This window comes from Draconibacterium sediminis, from assembly GCF_000949475.1.
Taxonomy (GTDB): Bacteria; Bacteroidota; Bacteroidia; order Bacteroidales; family Prolixibacteraceae; genus Draconibacterium; species Draconibacterium sediminis.
Genome location: NZ_JRHC01000007.1, coordinates 45266 through 66732 on the forward strand (window position 1 = coordinate 45266; position 21467 = coordinate 66732).

The 21467-nt window shown below is 41.5% G+C and carries 16 protein-coding genes; 9 read left to right on the plus strand and 7 right to left on the minus strand.

What is annotated here, in order from left to right:
- The gene (locus LH29_RS20805) at positions 1 to 1467 is read right to left on the minus strand and encodes a TolB family protein (protein WP_045033267.1); all 1467 of its coding nucleotides are present in this window, start codon (positions 1465 to 1467) and stop codon (positions 1 to 3) included.
- A 392-nt stretch (positions 1468 to 1859) separates the two neighbouring features.
- On the opposite strand from LH29_RS20805, the gene ilvD reads away from it, so the two are divergent.
- The 5 genes from ilvD to LH29_RS20830 all read left to right on the plus strand — a co-directional run bounded on the left by ilvD (position 1860) and on the right by LH29_RS20830 (position 9538).
- Positions 1860 to 3689 carry a dihydroxy-acid dehydratase gene (gene ilvD / locus LH29_RS20810; protein ID WP_045033268.1) on the plus strand — a complete coding sequence of 610 codons (1830 nt, stop codon included), beginning with the start codon at positions 1860 to 1862 and terminating at the stop codon, positions 3687 to 3689.
- Positions 3690 to 3762: 73 nt separating this feature from the next.
- The gene (gene ilvB, locus LH29_RS20815) at positions 3763 to 5460 is read left to right on the plus strand and encodes a biosynthetic-type acetolactate synthase large subunit (RefSeq protein WP_045033269.1); all 1698 of its coding nucleotides are present in this window, start codon (positions 3763 to 3765) and stop codon (positions 5458 to 5460) included.
- 33 nt (positions 5461 to 5493) lie between these two features.
- Positions 5494 to 6036, plus strand: coding sequence for an acetolactate synthase small subunit (gene ilvN, locus LH29_RS20820; RefSeq protein ID WP_045033422.1), 543 nt, complete (start codon positions 5494 to 5496; stop codon positions 6034 to 6036).
- Positions 6037 to 6226: 190 nt separating this feature from the next.
- Entirely contained in the window at positions 6227 to 7336 is a 1110-nt protein-coding gene (locus LH29_RS20825; RefSeq protein ID WP_045033270.1) for a mandelate racemase/muconate lactonizing enzyme family protein, read from the plus strand.
- A gap of 117 nt (positions 7337 to 7453) precedes the next feature.
- Positions 7454 to 9538, plus strand: coding sequence for a TonB-dependent receptor domain-containing protein (locus LH29_RS20830; RefSeq protein ID WP_045033271.1), 2085 nt, complete (start codon positions 7454 to 7456; stop codon positions 9536 to 9538).
- A gap of 23 nt (positions 9539 to 9561) precedes the next feature.
- Here LH29_RS20830 and LH29_RS20835 read toward each other — a convergent pair whose 3' ends face one another.
- Together LH29_RS20835 and LH29_RS20840 are read right to left on the minus strand one after the other, a co-directional pair.
- On the minus strand, positions 9562 to 10911 hold the full coding sequence (locus tag LH29_RS20835; protein WP_045033272.1) for an outer membrane protein assembly factor BamB family protein: 1350 nt from the start codon (positions 10909 to 10911) through the stop codon (positions 9562 to 9564).
- Positions 10912 to 10983: 72 nt separating this feature from the next.
- A complete protein-coding gene (locus tag LH29_RS20840) occupies positions 10984 to 12891 on the minus strand; it encodes an OmpA family protein (protein WP_198152538.1) in 1908 nt (635 codons plus the stop codon).
- Positions 12892 to 13055: 164 nt separating this feature from the next.
- Here LH29_RS20840 and LH29_RS20845 point away from each other — a divergent pair, with 164 nt between their 5' ends.
- Positions 13056 to 13229 carry a hypothetical protein gene (locus LH29_RS20845; protein WP_157493783.1) on the plus strand — a complete coding sequence of 58 codons (174 nt, stop codon included), beginning with the start codon at positions 13056 to 13058 and terminating at the stop codon, positions 13227 to 13229.
- Positions 13230 to 13280: 51 nt separating this feature from the next.
- On the opposite strand, the gene LH29_RS20850 is transcribed toward LH29_RS20845, so the two are convergent.
- Both LH29_RS20850 and LH29_RS20855 read right to left on the minus strand, forming a co-directional pair.
- Positions 13281 to 13763 carry a PaaI family thioesterase gene (locus LH29_RS20850; RefSeq protein ID WP_045033275.1) on the minus strand — a complete coding sequence of 161 codons (483 nt, stop codon included), beginning with the start codon at positions 13761 to 13763 and terminating at the stop codon, positions 13281 to 13283.
- A gap of 184 nt (positions 13764 to 13947) precedes the next feature.
- Positions 13948 to 14766, minus strand: a complete 819-nt coding sequence (locus LH29_RS20855) for a prohibitin family protein (protein ID WP_045033276.1) — start codon at positions 14764 to 14766, stop codon at positions 13948 to 13950.
- 170 nt (positions 14767 to 14936) lie between these two features.
- On the opposite strand from LH29_RS20855, the gene LH29_RS20860 reads away from it, so the two are divergent.
- A complete protein-coding gene (locus tag LH29_RS20860) occupies positions 14937 to 16055 on the plus strand; it encodes a gamma-glutamyl-gamma-aminobutyrate hydrolase family protein (RefSeq protein WP_045033277.1) in 1119 nt (372 codons plus the stop codon).
- Positions 16056 to 16153: 98 nt separating this feature from the next.
- On the opposite strand, the gene ovoA is transcribed toward LH29_RS20860, so the two are convergent.
- Both ovoA and LH29_RS20870 read right to left on the minus strand, forming a co-directional pair.
- Positions 16154 to 18253 carry a 5-histidylcysteine sulfoxide synthase gene (gene ovoA / locus LH29_RS20865; RefSeq protein WP_045033278.1) on the minus strand — a complete coding sequence of 700 codons (2100 nt, stop codon included), beginning with the start codon at positions 18251 to 18253 and terminating at the stop codon, positions 16154 to 16156.
- Positions 18254 to 18365: 112 nt separating this feature from the next.
- Complete coding sequence (locus LH29_RS20870) at positions 18366 to 18902, minus strand: GNAT family N-acetyltransferase (protein ID WP_052671143.1); 537 nt, start codon at positions 18900 to 18902, stop codon at positions 18366 to 18368.
- 114 nt (positions 18903 to 19016) lie between these two features.
- On the opposite strand from LH29_RS20870, the gene LH29_RS20875 reads away from it, so the two are divergent.
- Together LH29_RS20875 and LH29_RS20880 are read left to right on the plus strand one after the other, a co-directional pair.
- Complete coding sequence (locus LH29_RS20875) at positions 19017 to 20591, plus strand: peptide chain release factor 3 (protein ID WP_045033279.1); 1575 nt, start codon at positions 19017 to 19019, stop codon at positions 20589 to 20591.
- 103 nt (positions 20592 to 20694) lie between these two features.
- Entirely contained in the window at positions 20695 to 21267 is a 573-nt protein-coding gene (locus LH29_RS20880; RefSeq protein WP_045033280.1) for a DUF2179 domain-containing protein, read from the plus strand.
- Positions 21268 to 21467 lie beyond the last annotated feature (200 nt).

Consider the following 21467-nt stretch of genomic DNA (forward strand, 5'->3'; position numbering starts at 1 on the left):
TTAGTTAGTTGCCCATTGCGCTTGTATGGCTTCTTTTCCGGCAGTTTCACGAATTTCACCCGGAGTAAGTTCAACATCCGTTTTGGCAAACTCAGGGATATTAAATGTTTTTACAAATTCCCTGTAAAATCCGGGATCTTTCTGCGGCAACACAAAAGGTTTGCTTGTCACACCGTTTTCATCAACAAACGAAATATACGGGCGGGCAGTTAATCCGTCGCCACGTTTACTGCTAAATACCAACCATTTACTATTCGACGACCAGCTGTGGTAACTCTCGGTAAAATCGCTGTTGTTTCCACATTTTTCCACCTGCAAATTCCCCAGGTCAATTGAATACAGATCAGCCTCTTTGTGCCAGATCGAAAAACAACCATAGTCGTGTAAGGTAAAGATCAACACGTTTCCGGCCGGTGCTATTCGTGGAAAAGAAACGCTCTTCCCCAATGTTGCGGCGTCGAAAACCAACTCAGGGGCCGAAAATTTTCGCTGTTCAGGATCAAACGCCACCCGATACAAATCATACTTTATATCCCGGTAATCGTAATTCTCGGCAATTTGAGCCGCCCGACAGAAATATAAAAACCGGCCATCAGCCGACCACTCCGGATAAGTATCCATAAATTGTTTTTCCGGATCAACAGGTACCTTCATTATTTCATTTTTATCAACATCGTACAGCACCAGTGAAGAGTTCAAATCTGAAACTTCGATTTTTTTGTTTTCCATGGCATGAAACTGCTGAACCACTTTATTGGATGAAAAAGCAACATATTTCCCCGACGGATGCCAACGCGGATACACTGCGCCATTTTGCATTTCTTTGGTTTTCAGGTTCACTTTTTTCAAATCTCCATCTTCGACAAAATAAGTACCACCCAAATTACCACGCATGTGGAACATAAAATCATCCGCATTCCGGTTATTAAAAGCATGGCAGTTAACACAGTTTTGCCCCACAACATTATTTTGAATCACCGTCTTTTCCTTAAAACTCTCAAGACTCCGTTGAACAATGCTCAGTTCTGTCCAGCTTTCATACCCCGGATATAACAAACGGTAGTACAAAAACGGATCAACTTTTTCGGAAGAAACAGTATTGCTGAAAGCAGGATACTGAATCCACTTGCCCTCCTTTTTTACTGAAATTTGATAGCTGATTTTTGCTCCCAGGTTTTCTCCAAGAAGTTTTTTCCATTTCTTTTCTGAAAATCGAAATTGACCATCCCGCGATGAAACGGCTATACTCCCTGCCTTTTCTCCCGAAATAGACAGATAATAAGCATCTCCCGCTTCTTCTACTAAAAAATTCAGAGGAGCAATATTTACCGGAATTATAACTTCAGTGTAATCGGGATATATTTTTACCGGATTATTATTCTTTGAAAATTCCCCATTGGGTTTTGACACACAGGAGAATAGAAATAGCAAACCGACAAAGTATATTAAATGGTACCGTAGGCTCATTGTTAGTTTTATGATCGCGTTTATTGCAAAGCCTGAAATTAATAAAATCATTCAAAATACACTTCTTAAATTTGCGGGAAAAATTGATAGATTTACAGCGAAAACAATTACAATTCAGAAGTAAATCTTCAAATATCTTTAAAATTCGTTCAAATTTCGAGATTTTGATTTCAATTCGTTTTGATAATAAATTATAATTTTTACATTTGCTTCTACATTACAAAAGCAAATGAGAATTTTATCTATCAATATTATTGTCCTACTCGTTGTCATTCTTGGAAACACTGAGAAAGGCCATTAATTTGTATAGATACTAAAGATATTTATAAGCCTTTCTCAAAACAGAGAAAGGCTTTTTTAATGTTATTACAGACAGAAAAAGACAAAAAAGTATGCATAACACATTACGAAGCAACACAACCACGCAGGGCCGAAGAATGGCCGGGGCACGCAGCCTTTGGAGAGCTAACGGAATGAAAGAAGAACACTTCGGGAAACCTTTGATTGCAATTGTTAACTCGTTCACACAATTTGTTCCGGGGCATGTTCATTTACACGAAATTGGCCAGTATGTAAAAAGTTTAATCGAAAAAGAAGGCTATTTTGCTGCTGAATTTAACACCATTGCCATCGACGATGGTATAGCAATGGGCCACGATGGGATGTTATATTCGCTTCCCTCGCGCGATGTGATTGCCGACAGTGTAGAATATATGTGTAATGCACACAAAGTGGATGCAATGGTATGTATCTCGAACTGCGATAAAATTACTCCGGGAATGATGATGGCCGCTATGCGACTGAATATTCCGGCAGTATTTGTTTCGGGCGGACCAATGGAAGCCGGCGAAGTTGACGATAAATTCCTCGACCTTGTTGATGCCATGGTTATGGCTGCCGATACAACAATTGAAGATTCGTATGTTCAAAAGGTGGAAGAAAACGCTTGTCCCACCTGCGGATCGTGCTCGGGAATGTTCACTGCAAACTCGATGAACTGTCTGGCCGAAGCGATTGGTTTGGCGCTTCCCGGAAACGGAACAATTGTAGCCACACACGCCAACAGAAAAAAACTTTTTGAAGAAGCTGCACAAAAGATTATAGCAGCAACAAAAGCCTATTATTTCGAAGGCGACGATTCGGTACTTCCAAGAAGTATCGGTTCGCGCGATGCCTTTTTAAATGCCATGAAACTCGATATTGCCATGGGTGGATCAACCAACACGGTGCTTCACCTGCTGGCCATAGCGCACGAAGCCGAAGTAAGCTTTACCATGAACGATATTAACGAGCTTTCGCGCATTACACCTAACTTGTGTAAAGTTGCGCCTAACGGTCATTATCATATTCAGGATGTAAACCGTGCCGGCGGAATCCTATCTATTTTAGGAGAACTGGAACGCGGTGGTTTGATGGAAACCAACGTTTCGCGCATCGATGGAAGGACTTTGGGTGAAGCTATTGCCGAATACGATATCAAACGCGATACCGTTACCGAAGATGCTATTAACCGATTCAAATCGGCACCGGGCGGAGGTAGAAACCTGGTTATGGGATCGCAACAAAGCTTTTACAAAGAACTGGACGATGACCGTGCCAACGGCTGTATACGCGATTTTGAAAATGCTTACAACAAAGACGGCGGATTAGCTGTTCTGTTTGGTAACATCGCCGAAAAAGGATGTATTGTAAAAACTGCAGGTGTTGATCCATCGATCTTCAAGTTCACCGGAACAGCAAAAGTTTTCGATTCTCAGGATGATGCAGTTAACGGCATTCTTGGCGATGAAGTTCAAAAAGGAGATGTGATTATAATTCGTTTCGAAGGACCAAAAGGAGGCCCGGGCATGCAGGAAATGCTCTACCCTACTTCGTACCTGAAATCGATGCAACTGGATAAACACTGTGCACTGATTACCGACGGACGTTTCTCGGGTGGAACTTCGGGATTGTCAATCGGGCACGTTTCACCAGAAGCCGCAGGTGGCGGTGCAATTGCACTAATTCGCAACAACGATAAAATTGCGATCGATATTACCGAGCGTTCTATTAACCTGGTAATTTCTGATGAAGAATTGCAAAAACGCCGCGACGAAGAAGAGGCCAAAGGAGCAAAAGCATGGAAACCTGCAAATCGGGTCCGTAATGTATCGAAAGCGCTAAAAGCTTATGCAAGCCTTGTTTCATCGGCCGATATGGGCGCAGTAAGATTAATAGACTAATTGAGATAGAAAGAATAAAACAAAGAACAAACAGATAGCCGGTTAACAGCGCCGGCCTAAAAAAATAGACAATATGACAGCAAAAAAAGTTACCGGTTCACAAGCATTGATCCTGTCGCTTATGGAAGAAGGGGTGGATACCATTTTTGGGTATCCAGGCGGTGCAATTATGCCCGTTTACGATGCGTTGTATGATTTTGACAAAGAGGTAAAACATATTTTAACCCGCCACGAACAGGGAGCCATTCATGGAGCCCAGGGCTATGCCCGCGTCACCGGCAAACCAGGAATTGTTTTTGCGACCTCAGGCCCTGGTGCCACTAACCTGATGACAGGGATCGCCGATGCAATGATCGATTCAACTCCGCTTGTATGTATTACCGGACAAGTAGCCGCGCCACTGCTTGGAACCGATGCTTTCCAGGAATCGGACATTGTGGGTATGTCAATACCGGTTACCAAATGGAATTACCAGATAACTACTCCGGAAGAAATTCCTGAAGTAATGGCACAGGCATTTTATATTGCCACAACAGGTCGTCCTGGTCCGGTTTTAATTGATGTGACTAAAGATGCACAATTTGGCGAACTGGAATACAAATACGAGAAATGTAAAAAAATTCGCAGTTATGTGCCGGAAACCAATATTGATCCGCACCAGATAAAAGCTGCTGCCGAGTTAATAAACGAAGCTAAAAAACCAATGCTGTTGGTTGGCCAGGGAATTATTCTCAGCAATGCCGAAGAAGAAGTAAAAGCTTTTATCGAAAAAACAGGAATTCCGGCAGCCTGGACTTTATTGGGTCTTTCTGCGCTGCCAACCGACCATCGACTAAATGTTGGAATGTTGGGTATGCACGGAAACTATGGCCCGAATAAACTCACTAACGAAGCCGACCTGATTATTGCTGTAGGAATGCGTTTTGACGACCGTGTTACCGGCAAGGTTAGCGAATACGCCAAAAAGGCCAAGATCATTCACATTGAGATAGATCCGGCTGAAATTGATAAGATCGTTAAAACAGACGTGGCCGTATTGGGCGATGCAAAAAAAGCATTAAAAATGCTTATCGACAATGTAAATCCCAATACACACGAAAGCTGGCATAACGAATTTAAAAAATGCGATGCCATTGAAAACGAAAAGGTTATTCAGAAAGACCTTTACCCAACAAAACAAGGTTTAACGATGGGAGAAGCCATCAGAATAGTTTCTGAAAAAACGAATAACGAGGCTATTCTTGTTACCGATGTTGGTCAGCACCAAATGATCGCTCAGCGTTATTTCGGATTCAAAAAATCACGAAGCAACGTAACCTCCGGAGGTTTGGGAACAATGGGATTTTGTTTGCCGGCTGCCATGGGAGCGCAACTTGGAGCACCGGAACGTACTGTTGTTGGAGTGGTTGGCGATGGTGGTTTCCAAATGACAATTCAGGAACTGGGCACAATTGCACAGAACAAGTTGCCGGTAAAAATCATGTTGCTGAATAACAATTTCTTAGGAATGGTAAGGCAATGGCAACAACTATTCTTCGACAAACGCTATTCATTTACAGAATTGCATAATCCTGATTTTATTACCATCGGTAAAGGATTTGGTATTAACGGCCACACCGTTGACAAACGCGAGGATTTGGATGCAAGTATCCAAAAAATGCTCGACCATGACGGGCCTTATTTGCTGGAGGTGAAAATTGAGAAAGAAGACAATGTGTTCCCGATGGTTCCAACGGGTGCATCAGTTTCCGATGTAATTTTAGAGCCTTAAATTCGTAACTTGAATAACGAAAAAAGTAAAAAAATGAAAAAAGAATATATCCTTACAGTTTATTCTGAAAACCACATTGGTCTTTTGACAAGGATCACAAACGTTTTCACACGCAGAAAAACAAATATCGACAGTCTTACCGTATCAGAGTCGGCATTGCATGGCATTTTTAAATTTACAATAGTGGTGCACTGTACCGAAGCTATGGCCATAAAACTGGTTAGCCAGATTGAAAAGCAAATTGATGTATTAAAAGCTTTTTATCACACCAACGATGAAATGATCTTCCAGGAAATTGCTTTGTATAAAGTTCCCATCGAGCCGATTTACGAGAGTGATACCATTGAAAAAATCGTGCGTAAAGCAGGTGCCCGTATTCTGGAAATTACTAAAGACTACGTGGTAATTGAAAAGACCGGTCATAAGGAAGATACACAAGCGCTTTTCGAAGAGCTAAACCAGTTTAAGGTGATGCAGTTTATCCGTTCGGGAAGAGTAGCGATAACACGCGACCCTATTGAGCGTTTATCCGAATTCCTGAAGGAGCGCGATGCGTTTTTAACAAGTTTAGATTAAAAAATCTATAGTCCAAAACTACCTGCCCGTCAGCTTTTCTGACGGGCTTTTTTTTCTGTAGTCTCCCCTTTTTATTCGCTGATCAGCATCATTCAATCTTAATTATTTTGTTAATCGATTAAAATATATTATTTGTCATACAAATTCCTTAAAAAGATTTATCAACTTTGTAAAAAACTGCACTTTTACAATGAAACATCTAATCGACAAGATTGATATCTACCAATCTCCCATCAAATTAAAAGAACCTTTTGTTATTTCATTAGGCCCCATGTATCACGCCCAGAATGTGATCGTCGTTATTCACACAAACCATGGTATTACAGGCTTTGGCGAATGCAGTCCGTTTATGACTATTAACGGCGAAAGCATGGAAACCTGTTTTATTGTCGGTCAGTATCTGGCCCAGGTTTTAAAAGGGGAAAACCCGGAAGACATTGAGGCATGCACACATGCAATGGACAAAACTATTTATGGCAATTCAAGCATAAAAAGTGCTTTTGATATGGCGTTGTATGACATCTCAGCACAAAAGGCCGGTGTGCCACTTTATCAATTCCTTGGTGGACAAAATAACAAGGAAATACAAATTGACTATACGGTAAGTCTTACCAATCCTGAAAAAATGGCTGCCGATGCCAAACGCATAATCGACAATGGCTTTGAGATTATAAAAGTAAAGCTGGGCCACTCGAAAGAACAGGATGTGGAAAGCATAAAAAAAATACGTGAAGCAATTGGCCCGAAAATCCCGATCCGTATAGATGCCAACCAGGGATGGAAAACCGAAGAAGCACTGGACATTTTAAAGGCGTTAACTCCTTACAAAATACAACATTGCGAGGAGCCCATTCCTCGTTGGGATTACATGGCCCTGCCTGAAATAAGGCGGTTCAGCCCTATTCCGATAATGGCCGACGAAACCTGCTGCGACCATATCGATGCAAAACGACTGATCGATCTGTATGCCTGCGACCTTATTAATATTAAACTTAGCAAATCGGGCGGTATATTTAAAGCACTGAAAATTGTTGAATTTGCCAAGGCTGCAAAAATGGAAATTCAGGTTGGCGGATTCCTCGAAACACGGTTGGGATTTACGGCAGCAGCCCATTTTGCTCTTTCGTCAAAGAATATTGTTTACTACGATTTTGATACGCCGCTAATGATGGAAGAAGATCCGGTTGAAGGAGGTATTCTTTATGGCGAGAAAGGCAAAATTACCATTACCGAAACACCGGGACTGGGCGCCAGCATTAAAGAAGATTTTCTGTTGGGTTTAAAAAAGATAAGCGTTTAAACGAAGCGAATAACCAGAAAAGACGCAAATATCACCATTTCGTTTTCACACATTTTTACGGCCTAAAATATTGCTTACTTTTTGTTAACTTTGGTTTGAGAACAAAAAAAGCGTGTGATGAAAACGAGATGGTGTACATTTCTGATCTTTTTGATCATTTCCGGATTTATTCCTTCAGCGGTGCTGTATGCGCAATTACCATCCACCCGGCAGGATACAACACCACTTAGTGACCAGATTGAGGAAATTACCATTACCGCATTTCGTTCGCCGTACAATATTTTTAACACACCGGCGCCGGTTAATTTACTGCAACCCGAACAACTGGAGTCGGGCGATGCACTTACGCCCATCGATGCACTGAACCGCATTCCCGGCATTTTGATGCACCATGGCACATTTAATACCAACCGCTTAACAATTCGCGGAATTGGCTCGCGCACACCATATGGCACCAACAAAATAAAGGCTTACTTTGGCGAAATACCATTAACTACCGGCGATGGTGAAACTGTGCTGGAAGACCTTGAGAACTCTGCTATTCAACGCGTTGAAGTAATCAAAGGCCCTTCATCGAGCTTATACGGTGCCGGGCTTGCCGGCGTGTTGCTCTTTCATCCAAAATCGGTTGTGAAGGATTTTGTTCAGAACAAAACTACAGTGGCTTCGTTCGTAACGTTTAAAAACACGCTGTCGGCCGGAGTTAGTGCAAATAAGTTACAAATTTACACACTTGGAGCTTTGCTGTCGAGCGATGGCTACCGCGAAAACAATTCGACAAACCGGGGCAACCTGCTCATTAATTCGATTTACAATTTCTCAGATAAATCGAACCTTCAGTTTTTGGTAAAAGCCACAAAAATGAAAGGTTATATACCGAGTTCGCTCGATTTGGATACCTATGAAAACAATCCGGAAAGTGCGGCACAAAACTGGGCTTCAATAAAAGGATTTGAAGAATATACGAACTCGCAGTTTGGCGCTTCGTTTAATCGTTTTACGCTTAATGATGGCAAAATATCAGTTGGCGTTTTCGGAAGCATCCGCGAGTTGGATGAATTGCGTCCGTTTAATAGACTGAAAGAGTCATCAGATTATATCGGCTGGCGCGCTTACATTCAAAAAGTTATTGCCACCGAAGAGTTTCGACTGGTAATGACAACCGGAGCTGAAATGTTCCGCGAAACTTACGACTGGCAGACTTTTAACAACGATAACGACCAGCTGCTTTCGGATAACAGGGAAAAACGGCAATACGAGAATCTCTTTGTTCAGCTGGAATCAAATATTAAAGAGCGTGTTTTTGTTTCTGCCGGGCTGAATGGTAACCTCACACGTTTTAAATACACCGATCATTTTACCGAAAATGGCGACCAGTCCGGCAACCGAAATTACAAACCGGTTTTGTCGCCTCGTTTGGGTGTTAATGTTCTTCTAAATCACGAGAATTCCGTTTTTGCAAATGTCAGTCACGGATTTTCAACGCCAAGCTTCGAAGAAACGCTGATGCCCGAAGGCAGCATTAATCCTGAGATAAAACCGGAATCGGGATGGAGTTTTGAAACCGGATTCAGAACCCAGATTACCAACCGGTTTAAACTATCGGCCAGTTACTACCGTATTTATATCGACAATCTGCTTGTGGCGCACCGCACCGGCGAAGATGCCTACGTAGGCGTTAATGCCGGCCAATCGGTACATCCGGGTTTTGAAACCGAATTTACCTGGGTAACCATTACACACAATAGAAATCCCCTGCTAACCTTATATGGAAGCGCCACTTTGGCCAACTATCATTTTAACGATTTTGTAAATTTAGGGAACGATTATTCAGGCAATCTTTTACCCGGAACTACAAAAGAAACTTTTAGTATTGGCGCAACGCTGATACCCATCAGAAATATATCAATAAACGGCTGGTATCGTTACAACGGAGAAATGCCTGTTGACGATGCCAATTCTACTTTCTCCGATGCCTTTGGTTTAACCAATGCCGAAATCAGGTACGAGGGAAAAAAGGATAACTTTAAATTTGATATACGCGGAGGCGTTCAAAATATATTTGATATTCATTATGCCTCAATGCTGGCTGTTAATGCCCCATCGTTTGGTGGCAATGCGCCGCGCTATTATTATCCGGGAAATCCACGAAATTTTTATATAAGCATATTAATTGGCCTTACCGGAAATAATACACCTTGACCATAATCGGAAAAAACCTCCTGTTATTTATTTCCTATAGCGAACACTGATTTTTGGGTTCTGAAATACAGAACATCGCCACTAATTGCGGGAGAAGCCATAACCACGTCATTCATTTTATTGTGTTGCAGAATCTCAAAATCCGGCCCTGCCCTAACAACAAATACATCCCCCTGTTCGGAACACAAATACACCTGCCCGTTAGCGGCCACACCCGAAGCCGTAAAACCACCAACCGATCCAAGGCTCTCTTTATACATCAACTCGCCGGTGCTCGCTTGAAACACACTTAGCGAACCATTTCCCTGTAGATTGTATAAATAGCCATCATAAATAAGTGGCGTTTGCATATACGCGCCACCACGTTTTATACTCCAGACTATGCTTTCGTTCTCTGTTTCATTTTCCCCGAGTGTTATGTCGCCGGTTGCATCGGTTTTAACGGCATAAATTGGCGAATAGCGGCCATGTGCGTTATTAATAAATATCAAATCGTTGGCAATCACCGGTGTTGGTGTAGGAACATCGCCCCCACCGCTCATTTTCCAAATTTCTTCTCCGGTTTCAAAATCATAACCTCCCATATGTTTCCAGCCGTTTACCACAACCTGTGTTTTTCCATCTTTCTCAAACACCGTTGGAGAGCTCCAGGTTGAAACTTCCTCACGGGCTGTCTTCCATATTTCTTCCCCGGTATTTACTTCGTAGGCAGCCAGAAAACAATCGCCTAAATAATCACATTGAACGATGACTTTATCGTTATGAATTATTGGAGAACTTGAAAATCCCCATTCCAGTTCGGGAGCATTGTAAGGTCCTGCATTCATTTTATCGAAGTCTTTTTGCCAGACCAAATCACCATTCATGTTGTAGCAGAACAAGCCGTTTGAGCCAAAGAACACAACAACGTGTTTACCATCGGTTGCCGGTGTACCATCGGCGTGCGATGCTTTTGTATGACGTTTTACCTTGGGAACGCGTTTAGTGGCCAGCTTTTCCCAAACGATTTTGCCTGAATTTTTATCAAGACAATACAATTTAAATTCATGAACAGATTCATCTTCCACGGCATCGCCATCGCCGTACAAACCTATTTTTACCTCATTATCACCCGAAGAGCTTACAGCTGTTGAAATGAAAATTTTATCGTCCCAAATTGCCGGGCTGGAATGACCTAAGCCGGGTATCGGAGTTTTCCAGAGAACGTTATCTCCGGTTTCAACATTCCAGCTACTAACTGTTTTTACATTTTCAACAAAACCTTTGGCAAAAGGTCCGCGAAACGATGGCCATTGATTGAGATAATTTTCTTGCGAAGAAGCGGTGAAAACAATACACACCAATAAGAATGCGGTACAAAGTAGTTGTTTCATTTATCAGTTTTTTGGTATACACCATAAAATTAGACAAATGAAACAACTAACAAAGGTGGTACCCAAAAAACTTTATTTTGCAATAATTTTAATCGTTGTTCTACGGTTTAACCTGCGTCCTTCAACTGTTTCGTTGGTAGCTACAGCTTTTGTATCGCCATAACCTTCCGATTGCAAACGACCGCCTGGAATACCATTTTCAACGAGGTAGTCAACCACCGATTTTGCCCTTAATTTCGAAAGTTCAAGGTTACTTTCCGGATTACCCGAACTATCGGTATGTCCCTGAATTTCGACTTTTAAGCCACCGTTGTTTTTCAAAAAGTCAACGAGTTTCTGAAGTTCCGGCTCCGACTCGGAAAGAATAGCAAACGAATCGGTTTCGTAATAAATGTTGTGCAAATCCATTTCGGCTCCAACTTCTATCGGCTCCAATTCAATATTAAGAATAAAAGGATCAGTTAAGGAATTCTCATCCGCCAAACGCATGGATTGTGAGTAAAACATAAACCCATCTTCCGAAACATTAAATGCATAATTGCGTCCAACAGGCAATGCCAGCATAATCTGGCCATTTTCATCGGCCTTTTCGATGCGCGGCTCACTTACAGCTGAATTCAGGTTAAGCAGTTCGATATCGGCCATAACCGGCTGTTTGCTTGTCTTGTTTGTAACTTTTGCCTTGATGTAAGTAACAGGTCGCGGTTGCAAACCACGATCGAGGTTAAACGAAAAAATATCAAGCCCGTTATCCGATTCTCTTGCCGACGAGAAATAAGCAATATCACCAATCGAGCTAATAGTCAGGCCCATATCATCTTTGTAGGTGTTTATCGGGTAGCCCATATTTTTCAGGTTCTCCACCTTTCCGTTTTCGTTTATTTCGGCGGTAAACAAATCAAGTCCTCCCATACCAACATGTGTATCGGAAGCAAAGTAAAAGTTATGGTTATTGGCATGAATAAACGGTGAAATCTCATCGCCTGAAGTATTCAGCGCCTCCAAGTTTTCAGGCTTTCCCCATTGCGGTGCGCCTTCGGCAGAAAAACCGTTAAAAGCAATTCGCCAAATGTCTTTTTGTCCTTTTCCCCCTGTTCGGTTACTTGAGAAATACAGGAAACGGTTATCCGACGACAACGAAGGTTGTCCCTCCCAGGACGAAGTGTTTAACGGCGTGCCTGCATTTTTCGGCTCAGTCCACTTTCCTTCAAGCAACCGCGAGAAATAAATATCGCAACTTCCCAATCCGTCTTCACGGTTACAGGCGGTAAAGAACAGTATTTTTGAATCGGCCGACAATGTTTGCGCCCCTTCGTTATCTGATGTATTTACACCGCTCATTGGCACGGCGTTGTCCCAATTGAATGAATCGATTTCGGCCATAAAAAAGTCTTCCTGTGGCCGGCCACCGTCTTTCATCAATCGGGTAAACACCAGATGTTTTCCATCTAACGAAGGTGTTGGCCAGTATTCATCGTTGGCGGTGTTTATTTCATCGCCCAAATTAGTGGGTTCAAACGCCACGGGATTCTCGATGCTGTTTATGGCAAAACGACAACTGGCTATTTTACAGGCCAAAAGAAACTGTCGTTTCTCCGGGATATTTTTATTTTCTGTATATTTTTCGTAGAAACTGAGTGCTTCAGAATACATTCCCAGTTTGTAAAAAGCTTCCCCTAGTCTGAAATCGATAAGCGGATTATCATCCAGCTCCACGGCTTTTGTCAAGTGCTTTATTTCCAGCCGCGATGAGTCGATATCTTTATAAATTTCAGCCAAAAGAAGATGCGCCGGTGCGTACTCCGGATCTTTCTGTAAAATCTTGTCAGCAGCCTCAATTGCTGCCGGGTAACTATCTTCCACATAGTACTTTCTGGCCTCTTCAAACAGCTTATCTGAACGCTTATTATCTTGTGCCAATGTGCCAATCCAGCACATTCCACAGATTACTAAAAATAGAATATTTTTTAATCTACTCATTGATAACATATTACAAATACTTTCGTATAAAAATACAATTTGCGAAAAATAATAAACGAATGAATTGTTTTATTTATTTTTTTTCTATTTTGCTTTCGTAAATTTAATTATTCTAACAGTTTTACAATTAATGACATTGGTTTGCTGACGTGATGAAAAAGAAAGTGAACAAAACCCGACACCCCGAATTGGACAAATTCGACCGAAAACAAAAGAAACACGGAGGTTCCCGTGAAAAAAGTTCAAAACATAAATATTCTATTTACGACGAGTTCGATGAATATGACGATGACGATATGTTAGACTATACTTCTGAATTCGACGACGAAGAAGAATAGTCTCCTTTCATATTAGTTCAACTTTTCTGCACGACAGAGGCTGCAGAACCATTAATCGTAAAAGGCCTCAATACCGGGGTACTGGTAACGTGCTTTGGCTATTTTCTCAGGAAAAACAAAGTACGAGAGCTCTGCATTTGCACACTCCTCACCGCTACCGTCGTATAACGATGCGCTTATTTTTGCTGTGCGTCCTTCATGCGATACCAGTTTTCCTTTTATGGTTACTTCGCCTTTCGAAACTTTCACAGCCTTTAAATAGTTCACTTGCATATCAGTGGTAACGCCTGCAGTTTTTAGTTTCAACATAACCACCCACCCACCGATTTCGTCGAGTAGAGTAGCCTGAATTCCACCGTGTAAAACACCAATCCAGCCTTCGTAACTACGCTCCGGCTTCCATTTTGTAATAATCTCTTCACCATCTTCCCAGAACTCGAGCTGGAGGCCCGCACTGTTGTATGGCGAACAGGCAAAACAATTGTATTCGCCAATGTTCTTAGGATCTTTCCAGGGATTTTTGATTTTTTTCATGCTTAATAAATTAACATTTTCAATCTCACCCCCTGTCGCTTCTTCGGCGCTCCTGTCCTCCGTCAGCTGACGGAGACAATCGGAACGAAGTTACGATAGGGGTTAACAAGTTAGCTTTGATAAAATTTCTTTAACCAAAACGAGCCGGTAAATACCAGCTCGCTTTTTAACTTATTTAAAGCTTCTAATTATTTCCTAAAATAATAGGCAGTCCGTCTTTTCCGCTACCAATCACGATAACTTTCGAATTGGGCGACTCGGCCAGCGATGTTGTTGCCTCAATACCACGCTGAGTTAAGATAGCATCGGTTAAACTCGCATCAATAATGCGGTTATAATTGGCAATACCTTCAGCCTCAATTCTGCGTCTCTCTGCTTCTGACTCTTCTCGCTTCAAACGGAATTCGTAGGCTAACGCTTCCTGTTCCTGCTGCAATTTATTTTCAATTGCACCTTTTATCTGAGCGGGTAGATTAATCGACCGGATTAACAAAGCACGCATATCAATAAAGTTTGCACTTAATGCTTTTTTTGTTTCTGTAATGATTGTCTGCTCCACTTCTGCCCTTTTTGTAGAATAAATTTCTTCGGCAGTATAACGACCGGCAACCTGACGTACAGATGACCGAACTTCGGGAATAACCAACACATTGATAAAGTTAACTCCAAACTGCTCGTGCAAAAATCCAATTTTACTGTACGATGGATTAAAACGTACGGTAACATCCACATTAACAGAAAGTCCGTTTTTGTCGAGCACATCCATTGTTTCATCGCGCTGTTGTTCGCGCACATTATATACCTCCAGTTCGTTCCATGGAGCTATAATATGGAATCCCTCACCAAAAATATTATCCTTATCCAAACCAGTGGTGTAAGGCTTAAAAATTACAGCCTTTTCACCCGGCTTTAATATTTTAAACATGCGGCCGCCAAAAAGCAGCAAAACAATTAACACAACAGCACCCAATACCAGGTAAGATGATTTAAAATTGAACTTCATAACCTTTTTTCTTTTTATATGATTAGACAAATGTACAAAGTTTATAGGAGGAGTAGTGCCTAAATTATGTTTTATTTAAATACCTTGTTCAAAGCATTGTTGGAAGTGTTAATCTTTTAATTTTGGTGTTGAAAAACTCTGGTCAAAAAAAAATAAATTAATATTATTTCATGAAAAAGCTGCTTTTACTTCTGTTTGCATTTCTGCTGGTATGCAATTCATTTGCACAACAATTTTTCGATACCGACTTTAATACCCGCAAAAAGTACATTATTCTTTGTGATCCCACTGTTAATCGCATAAAAACCATTCAATACTTTACTGAGAACAGTATTCTGAAAGTAAAAAAGAACAAGGTAAAATTTGTTGGTGTTTATTACGAAAAACAGAAAAGCGATTACACAAAAACGCAAGATTACATCAACGAAAACGGGCTCAATAATTTTTATCTGCACGAAATTACGGGCGAGCTTAACGAGACAAATTTGTACGAGGAAAACGATGTTACAGCCCAGCTGAAAAAGGTTTTCGATAACTCAATCGGGATTATCTTTTTTGGTGGTGCCGATATTCCTCCGGCCATTTATGGCGAAGAAAATACAAAGTCGGGAGTATACACTCCGGCCCGGCATTATTACGAAGCCACTTTTATGTTTCATTTGCTGGGAGGCTATCAAAACGAGTCCTTTAAACCCTTCCTTGCCGAGCGGCCCGATTATGTGGTAACAGGGTTTTGCCTGGGCATGCAAACCATGAATGTGGGCACAGGCGGAACTTTGATCCAGGACATTCCTGCTGAGGTTTATAATGCCGAAACGCCCGAAGAAACCGTTTCCATTGGCCGTGCCAATATGCACCGCAACTACTGGCAGTTAATTGAAGAAGATTCATTGTTTATGGGCATTAACCTGCACACTATACAATTTACCGACAACCCGTTTTTTGGAGAAACCATAAAAGTGTCGAAAAAGGCTACACCGCGCATTTACAGCAGTCACCACCAGGCCATCGAAAAGCTGGGGAAAGGTTTGGAAGTAACCTGTTTGTCGCCCGACGGAAAAATTATTGAAGGAGTTGCGCACAGCACATACCCACATGTTTTTGCCGTACAGTTTCACCCTGAAGTTTCGGCATTGTACGAAGATATGGGGCTGAAGATTTTCCATCCTGAAGATAAGCCGGCAAGCTACCACGATATCCTCGGAAAATCGAGCATCAAGTTCCATGTAGATTACTGGGACTATATTTCAAAATCGTTTAAAGAAGTAAAAAAGCCGAAAATGCGTTAAGGGTTTCAACAAAATACTGATATGCCGATTGGCTTAAAAAGAGAAGCCCGAAGTTCGATGAAATACTCAAACTCCGGGCTTGTCTTTTCCCCGACTCATTATAGCTTTTTCCAAACTGAGATTTCAACCACCGAAATCTCAATATTACGGGATGATATTGCTTTTGCCGCTGTCAGGTTAACTGGCTCGTTCACCAATTCAAAATTATCTTGCAGCAGAGCTTTTATGCCTTCAAAGGATGTTACTGGCTCTCCATCCTGCTTAAACGCTCCCAGCCAGTTTTCGCGTTTTATATTGTTCTTTTCCCAGTCGTAGCCTGAACCCAGAATAAGAATTCCTCCGGCATTTAATCGTTCGTGAATACTTGTCAAAAAATGTTTCGGATTATATAATTCTTCCAATAAGTTTATGGCTAAAATTACATCGTAGCCACTGTAAATTGGTTTTAGATTGTTGGCATCAGCCTGCATAAATTGCAGGTTATCTTTCGGATTCAGTCCAAGTTCTGATAATTGCACATCGTTATAATGCACCAACTCACCTTCATCTTTTGTGATATAGCGAACAAAACCCTGCTCCTGCAAATGAATTGCCATTCGTATAAAACGTGCCGAAAAATCAATAGCTGTTATCTGTTTAAAAGAATCGGACAATTCAAAAGCTGTTCGTCCGGTATCGCAATTCAAATCGATCATTTTCAGCGACTTTTGATCACCGGAATATTGTTTGCAGATTTCGGCAATACGTTTTGGAAAATTATCGAAGCCCAAAACCGGCTTTCCATAATTAAACTCACACGACTGCGCCACTTCCGAATCCGTTTCGTACGAATCATTTCGGATAATCAATGGATTTTCAGACTCCACCAAACGAAATCCGGCATGCTGATAAAAATGGCGGCGAAAGGCATAACGGGCATGCCAGGTAGCTTCGTTTCCGGTTGAAATCCACGAACCACCTTTAATCATGTTGTGTTTACCGTCGAAAGTTGGTGTTGAAAAATCGTCGTACAAGGGGTGCACTTTAAACCCTGGATAACCCGTAACCGGCGTTTCGGTCCATTGCCAAACATTTCCGATGATATCATAAAAATCACCTTGTTTAAATTGATTTACCGGGCATGGCGATACAAACTGTTCCAAACCAATATTTGCCGCAACAGTTGCAAAATTTGCATCGTTTATACCGTTTTGTTCCGCCAGTCGATACCACTCCGCTTCGCTTGGCAAACGATATGTTTTTCCGGTTTGTTTGGTTTTCCAGTTGGCAAAAGCTTTTGCTTCCAGGTAATTCAGTTCAACCGGCCAGTTCCATGGCATTTCAATTTCCTGATCAAAAAGCCTCAAAAAATATTTATCAGTATCTTTTCGCCAAAACAATGGAAATTCAGCTTTTTTGTATTGGCACCAGTTCCAGCCTTCCTCAGTCCAGTATTCTTTTGTTTTATACCCACCACCATTAACGAACTCAAGAAACTCACCATTTGAGACCAGATACTCCGACGCTTTAAAGGCATCAACCTCAACCTGATGCTCCCCATATTCCACATCCCAACCATAAAATCGGTGATCGTAAGGTTTTCCGATAAGCACTTCTCCTCCTTCAACGTTTAACATGCGGTTCTCAGGTGCAGCACCCGATTTTTTGCATGGAACGTCGAAAACGTTCGGCTTTAACAGCTCAAGCGGCAATTGCCTTATCAGCACAGATGAAGTTTCAATATGAATGCGCTCGTGCTCGATTCCCATCATAATAATCCAAAACGGATTCTCCCAGTTTATGGGCAAAGTCAGCGGTGTTGAGTCGATTACATCCAGCACCACTTCTTTAACTTTCCGGCGGTATTCAAACACCTCTTTTACGGTAGGCCAGTCATAATTCGATTCGTTTAAATCGTCCCAACTCATTTCGTCGACTCCAATGGCAAAAATGGATTCGAAATGAGGGTCAATTCGATGATCCAGAATTTTAGCCAGCACCAGTTTATTGATAAAAAACACAGCGGTATGTCCGTAATAAAATATGAGCGGATGTCTCAACGGATCGGCCCTGCGATAAAAGGCATTGTCGCTTTTCAGATGCTCATAAAGTTTTTCATCCAGAGCATATGTTTTTAGAAAATAGTCGCGGATTTCTGCCTTTTTTTGTTTGGCATCTCCGTTAATTAAATCGGTTGTATGGGTTATCAAATTGTTCATAATTTACTCTATCCTTGAGAATCGGGTTTCAAAATAGTAACGAATATAATCAGCATATAGCAAATCAACGATTATAATTGTTTAAGTTATTGATAAATATTGAGTCGGAAAATCAGCTGAGTTGCTGATGCAGATAGATCTTCTCAAAATCAAAAGTTCCGCTTTTATCAGCCAGCAACCTGGGTTGAACAATCGATGCACAAACTTCGAATCCCATTCTTTTGTACAAACCAACAGCAGCTTCATTTTCTACCCAAACCCGTATAAAAGCATCATCAAATCGGTTTCGATCTGCCTTTTCGAGAAAAAAAGTCAGCAACTTTTTACCTATCCCCTGCCCTTGTTTTGATTGTTCAACCATCATTTCGGCCACATAAACCGAACTTTCAACCTCAAAATTGTTGGATATTTCTTCCGGTATTAACTCATCGAATCGAAAAGGCGTTAGCAGAATTGCACCTGAAAGTTTATTTTCTTCCATAGCGAAGATTCCATACCCAACGTCGATAATCGACTGAAGATAGGCTGCAGTTTCACTTTCAGAATGGTATTGAAAACTTTTCCCCTTCGAAAAAGTATCGATGTACAATTTCACCAGGTCGTTTTTGTAGGTTTTAAAATTTAATGCATCAACGGTAATATATCTCATACAGTTGTTACTTTATCTGTTTTAGGATTAACACCAAACAGCTCTTTCTGTTTTCTTGAATTGAATTAAAATATCTTTTCTATTTTTGCGCCCGCATTACATATACGATAGCAAATGAGTTTTTTAAAAGAAATACAACGTCGTCGCACTTTTGGAATTGTGAGTCACCCGGATGCCGGGAAAACCACTTTAACAGAGAAACTACTTCTTTTTGGTGGAGCAATTCGTGTGGCAGGTGCTGTTAAAAGCAACAAAATTAAAAAAGGTGCCACTTCCGATTTTATGGAAATCGAGCGCCAGCGTGGTATTTCGGTGGCTACCTCGGTAATGGGTTTCGAGTATAACGGCTACAAAGTAAACATTCTGGACACCCCGGGTCACCAGGATTTCCAGGAAGATACTTTCCGTACACTTACCGCGGTCGACAGCGTAATAATCGTTATTGATGCAGCAAAAGGGGTTGAGCCACAAACCGAAAAGCTGATGAACGTTTGCCGGATGCGCAAAACGCCGGTTATCGTTTTTGTAAATAAAATGGACCGTCCTGCAGGAGATCCGTTTACTTTGATGGACGAAATCGAAGACCAGCTAAAAATTAAAGTGCGCCCGCTGAGTTGGCCAATTAACAATGGTCCCGACTTTAAAGGTGTTTACAACATATTTAACCGCAGCCTGAAGCTTTTTACGCCCGATATTCAGGAAATTGAAGAGCGTATTAAGTTTGAAGATATTTCGGATCCGACTTTGGAGGACCACATTGGCGAAGATGCCGATGTACTGCGCGAAGAACTGGAACTGGTGGAAGGAATTTATCCTGAATTCAACAACGAAGACTACCTTTCGGGCGAACTGGCACCGGTATTTTTTGGTAGTGCGCTGTATAATTTTGGGGTGCAGGAATTACTTGATTCGTTTGTAAAAATTGCGCCAACACCGCAACCAAGCGAAACGGAAGAACGCGTTGTAAAGCCAGAAGAAGAAGGATTTACAGGTTTTGTATTTAAAATACACGCCAACATCGATCCGAACCACCGCAGCAGGATTGCCTTTGTAAAAATCTGCTCGGGTAAATTCGAACGAAATAAAATGTATAAGAATGTTCGGCTGGGAAAATCGTTCCGTATTTCGAGCCCGACCGCTTTTATGGCTTCGCAAAAAGAAATTGTTGAAGAGGCTTTCCCCGGCGATATTATCGGTGTACCCGATACCGGAAACTACATTATTGGCGACACTGTTACCGATGGAGAAGATATCCATTTCAAAGGACTGCCGAGCTTCTCGCCCGAGATGTTCCGTTTTGTTGAAAATGCCGACCCAATGAAATCAAAACAGCTGGCAAAAGGAGTTGACCAGTTGATGGACGAAGGTGTTGCACAGCTTTTCACCAGTGTTTTTAACGGACGCAAAATTATTGGTACTGTCGGACAACTTCAGTTCGAAGTTATTCAGTATCGTTTGGAACATGAATACGGAGCAAAATGTCGTTTCGAGCCGCTATCGATGCACAAAGCCTGCTGGATTCAGTGCGACGATGAAAAGGTACTGACTGAATTCAAGAAACGCAAGCACCAGAAAATGGCAAAAGATAAACTGGGGCGCGACGTGTTTATGGCCGACTCATCATTTATTTTACAAATGGCGCAAGACGAATTCAAGGATATTAAGTTCCATTTTACTTCCGAATTTTAAGGCGTTTGTCATTTCGAACAAAGAGAGAAACCACTAACTTTGAAAAGAAGAGTTAGGAATTGTTCCGAATACGAAATGACAAAGATTTGATACTTTTACCGTAATGGAAACAAGTTTTTACGATAGTGCATTTTTCACCTATGGGCTGCTTCCGGCACTGATCTTTTTTTCGCGTGTTTTGGATGTAACTATTGGAACCATCCGAATTGTAATGGTTTCAAAAGGGCACAAATTATGGGCTCCGTTACTAGGATTTTTCGAGATTTTGATCTGGCTGATTGCCATTTCAAAGATCTTTCAGAATCTCGACAACTGGTTTTGTTACATCGCTTATGCGGCCGGTTTTGCCTGCGGAAATTATGTGGGTCTGCTTATTGAAGAGAAACTGGCTGTTGGTATTGTGAAGCTGCAGATAATTACCCGTAAAGAAGCGAGCAAACTTATTGAAAACCTGACAGCTGCCGGTTACGGCATTACGCACCACCACGCTCAGGGTGCCAACGAAAAGGTTAGCATCATCCACAGCATTATCCAGCGTTCGGAAATTAAGAAAGTGGAAACGATAGTGAAAACTACCAACCCAAAAGCGTTTTATTCGGTTGAAGATGTAAAGTTTGTAAACGAAGGTGTCTTCCCCATTCATCCGGCCCGTTTCCGTTTGCGAAAAGGGAAATAATTCTGTTCACTGCAAATATATCATCTCCGGAACAAAGCGAATTACATCATATTGGTTTTGATCAATCAATAAAACATTTATTGAAAATCTTTAACCTCCAGAGCATTTTGTTGTTGTCTCCAGCGAGAAAAATGGCCAACAGAAACCGTTTAATCCATACTTAATTATTTAAATACATTTTAACATTCTACATTTTTCTT

Coding starts and splice junctions, on each gene's coding strand:
- LH29_RS20850 (WP_045033275.1), bottom strand. CDS start 13,763: ATGAAAAAAATCAAAAATCCCTGGAAAGATCCTAAGAACATTGGCGAA.
- LH29_RS20870 (WP_052671143.1), bottom strand. CDS start 18,902: ATGAGATATATTACCGTTGATGCATTAAATTTTAAAACCTACAAAAAC.
- LH29_RS20835 (WP_045033272.1), bottom strand. CDS start 10,911: ATGAAACAACTACTTTGTACCGCATTCTTATTGGTGTGTATTGTTTTC.
- LH29_RS20825 (WP_045033270.1), top strand. CDS start 6,227: ATGAAACATCTAATCGACAAGATTGATATCTACCAATCTCCCATCAAA.
- LH29_RS20830 (WP_045033271.1), top strand. CDS start 7,454: ATGAAAACGAGATGGTGTACATTTCTGATCTTTTTGATCATTTCCGGA.
- LH29_RS20805 (WP_045033267.1), bottom strand. CDS start 1,467: ATGAGCCTACGGTACCATTTAATATACTTTGTCGGTTTGCTATTTCTA.
- LH29_RS20875 (WP_045033279.1), top strand. CDS start 19,017: ATGAGTTTTTTAAAAGAAATACAACGTCGTCGCACTTTTGGAATTGTG.
- LH29_RS20860 (WP_045033277.1), top strand. CDS start 14,937: ATGAAAAAGCTGCTTTTACTTCTGTTTGCATTTCTGCTGGTATGCAAT.
- ilvB (WP_045033269.1), top strand. CDS start 3,763: ATGACAGCAAAAAAAGTTACCGGTTCACAAGCATTGATCCTGTCGCTT.
- ovoA (WP_045033278.1), bottom strand. CDS start 18,253: ATGAACAATTTGATAACCCATACAACCGATTTAATTAACGGAGATGCC.
- ilvD (WP_045033268.1), top strand. CDS start 1,860: ATGCATAACACATTACGAAGCAACACAACCACGCAGGGCCGAAGAATG.
- LH29_RS20880 (WP_045033280.1), top strand. CDS start 20,695: ATGGAAACAAGTTTTTACGATAGTGCATTTTTCACCTATGGGCTGCTT.
- LH29_RS20855 (WP_045033276.1), bottom strand. CDS start 14,766: ATGAAGTTCAATTTTAAATCATCTTACCTGGTATTGGGTGCTGTTGTG.
- LH29_RS20840 (WP_198152538.1), bottom strand. CDS start 12,891: ATGAGTAGATTAAAAAATATTCTATTTTTAGTAATCTGTGGAATGTGC.
- ilvN (WP_045033422.1), top strand. CDS start 5,494: ATGAAAAAAGAATATATCCTTACAGTTTATTCTGAAAACCACATTGGT.